The sequence below is a fragment of the Bacillus sp. FSL M8-0266 genome, assembly GCF_038613425.1.
Taxonomy (GTDB): domain Bacteria; phylum Bacillota; class Bacilli; order Bacillales; family Bacillaceae; genus Bacillus; species Bacillus pumilus.
Genome location: NZ_CP152015.1, coordinates 1,107,276 through 1,117,982 on the forward strand (window position 1 = coordinate 1,107,276; position 10,707 = coordinate 1,117,982).

Genomic DNA, 10,707 nt, shown 5'->3' on the forward strand with positions numbered 1-10,707 from the left:
GAGTTTGATCTTGAGAATCACGGGTTTATTCGTTTCACTTGCTGTTGCCATTTATTTATGGTTTGATGCGCCAAAGCATGATAAAGACAAATGGCTGTGGGCCATTTTAGGTGTCTTATTTAGTACGATCGTTCTCGGTATTTATTTGATCAAGACAGAGAGGAAGGGACTTGGCTGGACCATTCTTATTTTAACGATTTTGTTTTACCTCATGCTGCTCATCTCTGTTTTGATCGGTATCATTCTTTTTTATCAGGTGGGTCCTTCATGAAGAAGGGCTTTTTTCTTTTACCTTTTGCGCAGGCACACCTGCAATAACAATCTTCTCCTCGTGAAAAGAACGGTTTACCACAGCATTTGCTCCGATGGAAATATGATTTGCAATATGGATATCCCCAAACAGCTTAGCACCTGGGCCGATCCATACATGATTCCCAATGGTTGGCACATCCTTTTTATGATGATTCTGACCAATATTCACCCCTTGATGAATATCACAAAATGCCCCAATTTTTGCATACTTGTTCACAATTAAGAGCCCCGTATGATTGATTCTAAGACCGGGACCGAAGACACCAATCGGGATATCAAAGCCAAGCTGCATGCCTTTCTTTTTATGTAAATAGCGATAAAACCATTTGCGAAGTGCAGCACCGCTATTAGAATAGTATTCATATTTTCGTAAAATCCTTTGATATTTCCATATATCATCCCCAAACCACTTAGGTCGTTTGCGCTTAATGGCTAATGCTTTCTTGTCCTGAGCTAAGTAGTGGTGAAGATCATGCTTTGTTAAAATCATCAGATCCCTCTCCAATCCCTTTTGTTTCAGAGAAATTATACCATTATAACCATTTATATCAATATAGAATGACGTTTCTTTCTTTCTTTTTCTACATCATTTTCATCCAGTTTCCTATATAAAATGAGAGTTTCATCATGATTAGAGCAAAAGAACTAGGAATAATGATTTGTAATTTTTTTCTACATCATTCCGTCTCATCCGTTTTATGTCTTTATGGCAGTAGAGGTTTGTAAAGATTACACGAAAATACTCGCTAAAAAGAGAATATAGCATTCATATGCTTTTCGAATCATCTTTTTGAATACAATTGACTTTCATATCTCACATCCTCTAGGCTAGTAAATGAAAATGATAATCTTTATCAATTGGAGGAGTGTTTTATTATGTCCATCAAAACCGTTTCTAAAAATCAGCAATTTTTAGAGCAGCAAAGTCAAAGAGAATCGAATGCAAGGTCTTACCCGAGACGGTTCCCATTAGCCATGCAAAAAGCCGAGGGTATGATCGTGACAGATGCGGATGGCAGAGAGTTTTATGACTGCCTGGCAGGCGCAGGAACACTTGCACTTGGTCACAATCACCCAGTTGTTATAGAAGCTATTGAACGTATGCTTCATGAAAAAAGACCGTTGCATACGCTGGACATAACCTCAGAAATTAAAGAAGAATTTGTGAATGAAATTTTTTCACACTTGCCAGAAGAGTTTGCAAAAAGAGCCAAAATTCAATTTTGTGGGCCAACTGGTGGTGACGCCATAGAAGCAGCAATTAAATTAGTCAAAACAGCGACAGGGAATCGAAGCATTCTATCATTCCATGGTGCGTATCACGGTGCGACACATGCCACGATGTCATTAAGCGGGAATTTATCTCCGAAGGAAAGAGTGCAAGGGTTAATACCTGATGTTCATTTTATGCCTTACCCATATGAATATCGCTGCCCATTTGGAATTGGTGGGAAGGATTCGCACCGCATCTCAAGTTCGTATATTGAGCGCGTATTAAATGATCCTGAAAGTGGTATTCTTCCGCCAGCAGGTATGATCTTTGAAGCAGTGCAGGGCGAGGGAGGCTCCATTCCAGCATCGATTGAATGGATGAAGGAAATGAGAAGAATCACAAAAGAAAAAGGGATCCCACTCATTATTGATGAGGTTCAATCAGGCATTGGCCGAACAGGTAAGATGTTTGCCTTTGAACATGCAGGAATTGTACCTGACGTTATTGTGCTGTCAAAAGCCATTGGTGGAAGCCTGCCGCTTTCAGTTGTGATTTATGATCAAGATTTAGATCAATGGAATCCAGGTGCACACATCGGGACATTTAGAGGGAATCAAATGGCGATGGCTGCAGGAACCGCTACGCTTAAATTTATCAAAGAAACCAACCTGCTTGATCATGTAGAACGGTTAGGAGATCGTATGCAGGCTCATCTAAAAGACATCCAAAAACAAGTCCCTGCTCTCGGTGATGTTCGAGGGAGAGGTTTAATGATTGGCGTTGAAGTAGTCAATCCAAATGAGAAACAGGATGTGGATGGAAGCTATCCAGCGAATCCAGAGCTGGCCAGTCTTATTCAAAAGAATTGCTTTGATAAAGGATTAATTGTGGAGACAGGAGGCCGTTTCGGAAGTGTCATTCGATTTCTGCCACCACTCATTATGACAGAAGAACAGCTTGAAAAAGTCATCGCTATTTTTAAAGAGGCCGTGTACGATGCCATCAACTAAAGCTTCTGTGGATTCATTATTTATCAATCAAAGCCAGCTTGGAAGAGAGTCCTTCCAAGCGGCTCTTCATACATCTATCGACAGCTTACTGGATCAATGGCAAAAAGACACAGGCCCCTACAGTGGAATATTGCCTGGGAAATTAGCGGCTAGTGTCGAATCACTATTCCGATTTCAACCGTTTGGTGAATCCATTGAATCCGTCTTTCAAGATATAAAAGAACATCTTTTGCCGCATTTGATTGATGTATCGCATCCTAAATGCTTGGCACATCTGCATTGTCCACCGCTCATTCCTGCACTTGCCGCAGAGGTGATGGTAAGTTCCTTTAACCAATCAATGGATTCCTTTGATCAAAGCGGTATTGCTTCTTTGGTTGAGGAAGAAATTCTCAAGTGGCTATGTGCGAAGTTTTCTTATGGCAGCCTAGCAGATGGGACATTTACAAGCGGTGGAACCCAATCTAACTACATGGGGCTGCTTCTAGCGAGAGATGCCTTTTGTGAAAACACATGGCAGTGGAATGTTCAGCAGAAAGGCTTACCAAGTGAATCTCACCGCATGAGAATCCTTTGCTCGAAGAATGCTCACTTCACTGTGAAAAAATCTGCCTCCCAGTTAGGTTTAGGAGAGCAGGCAGTCGTACTAGTCGAGACAGATGAGCATCATCGAATGGACCTCAATGATTTGAAAAAGAAGCTGGCTGAGTTGAAGGAGCAGAACTTGCTGCCTTTTGCGGTAGTAGCCACTTGCGGGACAACGGATTTTGGCAGTATTGACCCAGTTCGAGAGGTATATGACCTCGTCAAGCCATACGGTCTGTGGATTCACGCAGATGCTGCCTACGGCGGAGCACTTGTATTAAGCGAAACCTACCGTAAGAAGTTAGACGGTATTGAGCTTGCTGATTCAATCACGATTGACTTTCACAAACAATTTTATCAGCCGATATCCTGCGGGGCATTTTTGCTAAAGGATAAAAGACATTTTGGTTTGATCAATTATCATGCCGATTATCTTAATCCAAAGGAAGACGAGCTCGATGGTATTCTACATCTCGTCAATAAATCTGTCCAAACGACGCGCCGGTTTGATGCTCTGAAATTACTTCTTTCTCTTCGTTTAATTGGAGAAGAAGGCTTTGGAGAAATCATTGACCATACCATTCATTTTGCAAAGGATGTGGCCGCGCTTATTGAGAGAAATGATGACCTTGAAGTGATCAATCCTGAGCCAGAAATCAATGCAGTTGTGTTCCGATTTAAGGATGACCACCAAACAGATGATGTCAATAAAATCATTCATCGCACATTATTCCAAACAGGAACTGCTGTCGTTGCAAAAACAGTAGTGGATGGTCAAACCTGCTTAAAATTCACTTTGTTAAATCCGAGAACGACAATCACACATATTGAGGAAATCCTTTCTGACATCGTTGATATCGGGATCGCTCATATTCAATCCGGGAGGGTACTACGTTGAGTCAATATAAACAAATGGCTGAAAATGCAACCATGCAAAGCTTTTTAAACTGTTTTTTACGCGAAACAGGAATCGATCGATCTGCAAAAAAAGAGACGAGAGCAGATGGCTCGCTTGTCTTCATCGCAAAACTAGCAAAGCAAGACCTAGAGCTTGTGATTCCGATCCGATATGTTTCATCTGTTGGCCGCCATCTCTTTGATTTTCCGATTCGCTTTCGCCCGCAAGGCAGTGAACAAGATGGCGCAATCGTCGATTACACGACACTTGTTGCTTTATGTTCAAAGGAGCTTCTCATTGAATATGGCCGTACAGATGCAGAGGATGAATTCATGCTTCGCATCATTTTAAGCTGCCGAAATATTGAACGGTTCTTAAAGGAGCGAGAAAGTGATCGAGCCGCTCTTTCTGAAGCCGATTTTGAGTATATCGAGGCTGAGCAGTCACTTCTCCTTGGTCATTTAACGCATCCTACCCCAAAAAGCAGACAAGGAATGACAGAGGAGGAGGAAGCGATCTATTCTCCTGAGCTGAAAGGGACTTTCCAGCTTCATTACTTTAAAGCGCATCATTCGATTGTGCTTCAGGATTCGTCAATTACACAGTCTGCGGCAAGCCTCATGCTAGAGGAGCTCTTGCGCCAGGTACCAGCAGAAAAAGAGAGACTGAATACGTTAGTAGAAAACGGAGAATATGTGCTCATTCCGATTCACCCGCTTCAAGTGAAGGTGGTCATGGAGAAAGCGTTCGTGAACCGTTATATAGAGGAAGGGAAACTCACTTATTTAGGACCGATGGGTTCTGAATACACAGCGACTTCATCTTTCAGAACAGTCTATCAAAAGGATTCTGCTTACATGCTCAAATTCTCTGTTCCTGTGAAAATTACAAACTCCTTACGTGTCAATAAACAAAAGGAACTGGATCGCGGAGTAGAGATGTCGCGCATTTTAAAAACAGAATTAGGCGTTTCTCTATACGACGAATTCTCTGGATTCCGGGTCATTGAAGATCCTGCCTATTTATCCATTCAAGGAGAAGAGGCGGAATCTGGCTTTGAAGTAGTCATTCGTCAAAATCCATTTTTACATCGTGAAAAAGGGGCAAGCTTAATTGCTGGATTATGTCAGGATCATGCGTATGGTGGAAAATCGCGATTAGCAGGGATCATCCATGACCTTGCAGACGCAGAAGGTCGATCACCAGAGGCTGTAAGCCAAGATTGGTTTAAGCAATATTTAACCATTTCGTTAGAACCGATGCTCTGGCTGTTTGAAACGTATGGTCTTGCACTGGAAGCCCATCAGCAAAACGCTGTTGTGCAAATGAAGGGTGGTTACCCGCACACCTTCTATTATCGTGACAACCAAGGCTACTACTATAGTGAATCGAAAAAGGATAAACTCGCAAATCTTGTCCAAAACCTGAGCGTGAGAAGTGAAACGATTTGTGCAGATGAGGTAGCCGTTGAGAGACTGCGTTATTATTTCTTCTTTAATCATTTATTTGGTCTCATTAACGGTTTTGGTACAGAAGGTCTGGCGAAAGAAGAAGACTTGCTCGCACTCGTGAGAGACACATTGCTTGCTCATGAGGAAACTTACGGGGCATCTGAGCTGACAAACAGCCTTCTGCGCTCAAAAGAACTGCCTTCAAAAGCGAATTTGCTGACACGGTTTGAAGATATGGATGAACTGACAGGATCTCTGGAAACACAGTCTCGTTACACAGCTGTCTTGAATCCGCTCTTTTTACATAAGGAGGCGCTGATTGGATGAGGGATCGTATTAAGTTTATTCGCGCTGAATATGAAAGAGATGTCCGGCTTGTCCACAAGTGGATGCAAGAGGAGTATGTTCACCCATTTTGGCATTTGAATATTCCGTTTCCTGCTTTTGAAAAGCATTTTTATCAGGCGATTCATGATCCGCATCAAACCCTATATTTAGGCACAATTGATGGGACGCCCATGAGTTATTTTGAGGCATACAACGTCAAAGGTGACATCATTGAATCTTACTATCAGCCTTCTCCGCATGATCAAGGAATCCATCTATTAATAGGGGAGCCGGATTATGTGGGAAAAGGTTTTGCGACCCCGCTACTTCTGGCCATGACAGCATTTCAATTTGAGCAGAACAAACGAACAGAAAAAGTCGTCGCTGAGCCGGATATTCGCAATGAAAAAATGATCCATGTATTTGAAAAATGCGGCTTTGAACGTGTAAAACCAGTCAATTTACCGGATAAAACAGGTCTTTTAATGTTTTGTGATCGAGAACGATTCGAAAGGAAGTATAACCATGACGTGGTTCAACAAGCAAAATAATGTAGTGGATGTAATAGGAATTGGCATTGGCCCGTTTAACTTAGGACTTGCCGCATTATCTGAAGAGGTAAATGAAATTGACGCTTTGTTTTTTGAAAGAAGTGAAGCCTTTCATTGGCACCCAGGGATGCTCATTGAGGGGACGACACTGCAGGTTCCCTTTTTAGCGGACCTTGTCAGTATGGCAGATGTGAAAAGTAAATATAGCTTTCTCAACTATTTACAGGAACAAAACCGTTTGTATTCATTTTACTTTCTAGAGGATTTTCATATCCCTCGCAAGGAATATAGTCATTATTGCCGTTGGGTCGCAGACCAGTTAGACTCTTGCCGATTTGGCATGAACGTCGAATCTGTCTCATTGATCGAGAAAGCAGGAGAAAAGCGATATGAAGTGCATGTGCGTCATGTGAAAGACCAAACGGTAGGGGTGTTTGAAAGTAAGCATCTCGTCTTAGGAATTGGTACACAGCCGGCGATACCAGCATCGCTCCAGCCAGCTTTAGGAGAGAAAGTTTTTCATTCTGCCGACTATTTAAAACGAAAGAAAGAAGGCTGTTTCAAAGGGAAATCTGTGACAGTGATCGGCTCTGGTCAAAGTGCGGCAGAAGTGTTCTATGATATTTTATCAGATGATGAGGCGAAGGATATTCACTGGTTCACACGCTCTAAAGGATTTTTCCCAATGGAATATTCAAACCTTGGTCTTGAATATTTCTCTCCAGATTATATTGATTTCTTTTATGAGCTTCCGCAAACAAAAAAGGATGCGTTGTTAAAGCAGCAAGACTTGCTGTATAAGGGCATCAGCTCTGCAATGATCCGTGATATTTATCATTTGCTTTATGAACGTTCTGCCTGCGGAGAGCAGTTGAACACAGTGCTTCAAGCGATGACAGAGGTCAACTTGATTGAGGAAACAGCTTGCGGCTTGTCCCTTTCATGCACGCAATGGGTCAAAGAGGACACCTTTACCCACGAGACAGATATTGTCGTGCTGGCGACGGGCTATCAATCCGTACTGCCGCCGTTTATCAACCCAATTTCTCATCACATTCAATGGGATGATCAAGGACGGTTCCAAGTCGAACGTGAATATCGCTTGAAAACAAATACAATGGGTGAAAATGATATTTTTGTCCAAAATGCAGAGCTTCATACACATGGCGTTGGCGCTCCGGATTTAGGTCTTGGCGCTTATCGAAACAGTGTGATTATCAATGAACTTGCTCGTCAAACCGTGTATCCACTTTATCAAAAGCACGTCTTCCAGACATTTGGTACACAAAAGCACGTCAATACATTCGAAGAAATCAAAGGTTAAGGAGGATGAAGCGATGAGTGTACAAGATGAATTGAAAAAAGCGGTGAATCCTGCTGCTTGGAAAAAGGCAAACCAGCGAATGGTGGCAAAAATGCTGTCTGAATACATGTATGAGGATATGCTTCATCCCGTGCAGCTAGATCATAAGGATGGCATTGCTCAGTATGAATTAATCATTCACGAACATAAGAAATATCGCTATCTTACAAAACCTCGTTTGTTTGATAGTTTTGATACAATCGCTGAATCAATCGAGTGCTGTCAAGACGGAAAATGGTCAAAGGATGTCAGTGCAATTGTGTTTTTACTAGACATTCAGCCGCTCATTCCAATGTCTTCTGAGACAACAGGACACCTAATAAAAGAGCTTCATCACACCCTGTTAGCAGATGTACATTTGCTGTCGAAAAAAGCACTTCGTGCGGATGAACTGACAGATACTGATTATGCATGGATTGAAGGAGAAATGACAGGTCATCCTTGGATTGTGTATAACAAAGGACGCATTGGGTTCAGTTACGATGACTACCTAGCCTATGCACCTGAAAGGCAAGAAAGTGTGCAGCTGTCTTGGATTGCTGTTCACCGGGACCTTGCCACATTCCATGCAGTCGATCATGAAAACTATGAGCAGGTAATTGCCAAAGAGTTAGATGAAGTCACGATTCGTCAATTTCACCGCGTGCTAAAGGATGAAGGATTGAATACAGCTGATTATTATTTGATGCCTGTTCATAAATGGCAGTGGACACATATGATTATTCAACATTTCCCAGAAGATTTGGCGTTGCGCCGGATTGTGTATGTAGGAGAGGGACTGGATCAATATATCCCGCAGCAGTCGATCAGAACCTTTACGAACATCTCAAATAAAGGCAAGCATCATATTAAACTGCCAATGAGCATTTTAAATACACTTGTGTACCGAGGACTTCCGTCAGAACGGACAGTCATTGCCCCTCGCATTACAGCGCATATTAAAGGGATCGCGGATCAAGATTCATTTTTATCTGATGTCTGCCGCGTGATATTACCTGGTGAGAATGCAAGTATCAATGTCGATCATCCTTACTATAGCAAACTGCCTGGTGCCCCGTATCAATATCTTGAAATGCTCGGTGTCATTTTTAGAGAAAGCATTTACTCGTACTTAGATGAAGGAGAGAATCCTGTTACACTTGCGGCACTCACTTATGAGGATCATGAAGGTGAGCCCTATGTGAAACAGCTGATTGAAAAATCAGGTCTCTCAGCAAAAGAGTGGATGGCGAAATTTTTCCATGTGGTGATGCCACCGCTATTGCACTTTATGTATCAATACGGCACCGTCTTTTCACCGCACGGACAAAATACGATTCTTGTGTTAAAAGATCATCAGCCTCATCGTTTAGCGATCAAAGATTTTGTTGACGATGTGAACATTAGTGATCAGCCGCTGCCTGAATTGGCTTCTCTAGGAGAAGATTTAAAAGAAGTGCTGCGGAGTGAGCCGCCGGAAGGGTTAGTGCAGTTTATCTTTACAGGATTGTTTATTTGTAACCTGCGTTACGTATCAAATGTGTTAGACAATCATCAACTGTTAGATGAAACAGCGCTTTGGCGCTTGCTTGCTGAAGAAATTCAGCAGTATCAAAAGCAATTCCCACAGCTGAAGGACCGTTTTGACCTATTTGATCTATTCCAGCCGAAGCTGACAAAACTGTGCTTAAATCGTAATCGAATGATTGATTATGGGTATGGAGATGGAGATGACCGCCCACATGCATCAGAGCATGGAAAGGTCACAAATGCACTCGCGCATGTTCTTTCGTCCGTCGGCGAGAAATAATAGAAAAGCTGGGATCAAGTGTCTACAGCTTCAGCGTGTAGCCAAACCCTCGCATTCGGTGTCAGTCCTGTGCGCTGGTGCTCACGAATCACAAATTCGCTCCGCGCCAGTGCTCGTCCTTCCTAGGGCTGCAAAGGCTTTCTATCACGCTGAAAAGAAGACAAAGGGCTAAAATAAACATCATTTTAGCCCTTTGTCAACAATCTAAAGCTGTAGACATTAAGTGTCTACAGCTTTTTATATTTTACGAAAATGCTTGAGAGGCAAGGAAATAAAGAAGTGCGGGATCGTTCAGCTTTTCTTTTCCACGAATCATCATAAAATGCGCCTTGTTTGTTTTCGTAAAACCTGCTTCAACAAGTGATTCATGGAGGCGCTCAGCTGTTTCCTCCTGCATATCTAAACGAATCGGACCCGAATAAGACGAAATGAGAGAACGGATCAGCGAGAGAGTTGTAAGTTCATCATTTGCAGCAAGCGGTCCAATCATTAAATTGGCAGGTGTTTCAACACCAAACGCAAAGCCAGTTGTTTCGTGACGTTCATTCTTTGCAATGATACGCCGTGCTGCTCGGTTCATCCTGTTTTTTAAAAAGCTTGATCGATTTGTGCCTGCGCCTTTTTCATCGAGTGCTTCAATACACGGAAGGTGCGATTCATCGGCAGGAGACAGGTGGATGTCATCTGACACACGAAGCGCTTCTGGGTTTGGGTTTTGCGTTTTGTAAGTCGTAATGTAGCCAACCGTGTGAAACCCGATTTTTTCGTAAACTGGCCGCCCTTGGACAGTAGCGGTTAAAACGACAGGAACGCTTTGATCACATTGATCTAGCAGGGTGTCAATCATTTTCCTTGCAAGACCTAAGCCGCGATGTGTCTCAGATACAATGACAGCACCAATTGACGCCATTCGATCATATTGGAAAAGTCCTGCGCATGAGATGACTTGTCCATCCGCTGTTGAAAAACCTGTGAAATATCCATTTGTTAAAAGAGATGAGAGCTCTTCCGCATTGTAATCAGGCCAGTCTACCTCTTGAGACAATGCGATAAGATCTGGTATGTCATCGAGTGTTAATGCTCGTTGAACAACGTTTGTCATGACACGCAACTCCTTCTTAGCTGAATTCATCTATGTGTATCGTACCATAAGAAGATATAGTGTAAAAATTGAAGTTTATCTAATTTTCCCAGCAAAAAAGAACCTC

General features: G+C 42.4%; 9 protein-coding genes. 7 read left to right on the plus strand and 2 right to left on the minus strand.

The window, feature by feature from the left end; genetic code table 11:
* Positions 1-10: 10 nt before the first annotated feature.
* Entirely contained in the window at positions 11-271 is a 261-nt protein-coding gene (locus MKY83_RS05360; protein ID WP_044139886.1) for a hypothetical protein, read from the plus strand.
* Here the strand turns inward: MKY83_RS05360 and MKY83_RS05365 are convergent.
* The gene (locus MKY83_RS05365) at positions 266-802 is read right to left on the minus strand and encodes a serine acetyltransferase (RefSeq protein ID WP_341027460.1); all 537 of its coding nucleotides are present in this window, start codon (positions 800-802) and stop codon (positions 266-268) included. The two genes, MKY83_RS05360 and MKY83_RS05365, sit on opposite strands and share 6 nt — an antisense overlap.
* Positions 803-1,188: 386 nt before the next feature.
* Here MKY83_RS05365 and MKY83_RS05370 point away from each other — a divergent pair, with 386 nt between their 5' ends.
* Genes MKY83_RS05370 through MKY83_RS05395 form a run of 6 tightly spaced genes read left to right on the plus strand, consistent with a single transcriptional unit; the run spans position 1,189 to position 9,499 of the window.
* Positions 1,189-2,535, plus strand: coding sequence for an aspartate aminotransferase family protein (locus tag MKY83_RS05370; protein WP_127686852.1), 1,347 nt, complete (start codon positions 1,189-1,191; stop codon positions 2,533-2,535).
* Positions 2,522-4,018 (plus strand): aspartate aminotransferase family protein, encoded by a 1,497-nt coding sequence (locus MKY83_RS05375; protein WP_278178559.1) that lies wholly within the window; start codon positions 2,522-2,524, stop codon positions 4,016-4,018. Before MKY83_RS05370 ends, MKY83_RS05375 begins: the two co-directional genes overlap by 14 nt.
* Positions 4,015-5,796 (plus strand): IucA/IucC family protein, encoded by a 1,782-nt coding sequence (locus MKY83_RS05380; RefSeq protein WP_106064971.1) that lies wholly within the window; start codon positions 4,015-4,017, stop codon positions 5,794-5,796. Before MKY83_RS05375 ends, MKY83_RS05380 begins: the two co-directional genes overlap by 4 nt.
* Positions 5,793-6,347, plus strand: a complete 555-nt coding sequence (locus MKY83_RS05385) for a GNAT family N-acetyltransferase (protein ID WP_044139893.1) — start codon at positions 5,793-5,795, stop codon at positions 6,345-6,347. The genes MKY83_RS05380 and MKY83_RS05385 overlap by 4 nt, the downstream gene beginning before the upstream one ends.
* Complete coding sequence (locus MKY83_RS05390) at positions 6,322-7,671, plus strand: lysine N(6)-hydroxylase/L-ornithine N(5)-oxygenase family protein (protein WP_342488280.1); 1,350 nt, start codon at positions 6,322-6,324, stop codon at positions 7,669-7,671. The genes MKY83_RS05385 and MKY83_RS05390 overlap by 26 nt, the downstream gene beginning before the upstream one ends.
* Positions 7,672-7,684: 13 nt before the next feature.
* On the plus strand, positions 7,685-9,499 hold the full coding sequence (locus MKY83_RS05395) for an IucA/IucC family siderophore biosynthesis protein (RefSeq protein ID WP_342488281.1): 1,815 nt from the start codon (positions 7,685-7,687) through the stop codon (positions 9,497-9,499).
* A gap of 244 nt (positions 9,500-9,743) precedes the next feature.
* Here MKY83_RS05395 and MKY83_RS05400 read toward each other — a convergent pair whose 3' ends face one another.
* On the minus strand, positions 9,744-10,601 hold the full coding sequence (locus MKY83_RS05400; protein WP_341027465.1) for a GNAT family N-acetyltransferase: 858 nt from the start codon (positions 10,599-10,601) through the stop codon (positions 9,744-9,746).
* Between the last annotated feature and the right edge of the window lie 106 nt (positions 10,602-10,707).

Coding starts and splice junctions, on each gene's coding strand:
- MKY83_RS05365 (WP_341027460.1), bottom strand. CDS start 802: ATGATTTTAACAAAGCATGATCTTCACCACTACTTAGCTCAGGACAAG.
- MKY83_RS05370 (WP_127686852.1), top strand. CDS start 1,189: ATGTCCATCAAAACCGTTTCTAAAAATCAGCAATTTTTAGAGCAGCAA.
- MKY83_RS05375 (WP_278178559.1), top strand. CDS start 2,522: ATGCCATCAACTAAAGCTTCTGTGGATTCATTATTTATCAATCAAAGC.
- MKY83_RS05385 (WP_044139893.1), top strand. CDS start 5,793: ATGAGGGATCGTATTAAGTTTATTCGCGCTGAATATGAAAGAGATGTC.
- MKY83_RS05390 (WP_342488280.1), top strand. CDS start 6,322: ATGACGTGGTTCAACAAGCAAAATAATGTAGTGGATGTAATAGGAATT.
- MKY83_RS05395 (WP_342488281.1), top strand. CDS start 7,685: ATGAGTGTACAAGATGAATTGAAAAAAGCGGTGAATCCTGCTGCTTGG.
- MKY83_RS05400 (WP_341027465.1), bottom strand. CDS start 10,601: ATGACAAACGTTGTTCAACGAGCATTAACACTCGATGACATACCAGAT.